The following is a 596-nucleotide window of genomic DNA, read 5'->3' on the forward strand; positions in this document are numbered from 1 at the left end:
GCCGTGGCCGTGCTGCTCGGCCTGGCACTGCTCGCCGCGCCGGGCGGCGGCTACCTCGCGTACGACAGCGCGCGCGACGAGGCCACCGAGGAGATGCTGCTCGACCGCCTCGCGGAGGCCGACGAACTGGTCAGCGCGCGGGCCGGGCAGCCGTTCGACGCGGCCGAGGCCGACTACCGCCGGGCCCTGGACGGCTACGCCGCCCTCACCGACGACCACCCCGGCTCGCGGGCCGCCAAGCGCGTGCCGGAGCGGATGAAGACGTACTACGAGAGCGTGGGGGCGACGTACGACCGCAGGGACTTCTGCGCGGCGATCGAGCCCCTCACGTTCCTGCGGACCGTTCCACGGCGCGTCGACGAGCGGCACCTGGGCAAGCTGACCGGCTGGCCCGACGACCGGCTGGCGAACTCGCTGTACGAGTGCGGGGTGAGCGGGCTCGGCCAGGCGTCCGCCGACGGCGGCAAGACCAAGCACCTCGGCGAGTTGCTCGCCGACTTCCCCGACTCCGCGCCGGCGGCGAGGGTGGAACCGGCCGTGAGCGCCGCGATCAGCACGGCGGCCGGCGGCATCAAGGGCGCCGAGCCGTGCACGGC

Annotated in this window: 1 pseudogene; it reads left to right on the plus strand. The window is 75.2% G+C overall.

The window, feature by feature from the left end:
• Positions 1-596 (plus strand): annotated as a pseudogene (locus KUM32_RS41920) (hypothetical protein); the annotation flags it as partial.

The sequence above is a fragment of the Streptomyces sp. AC627_RSS907 genome (assembly GCF_019049165.1).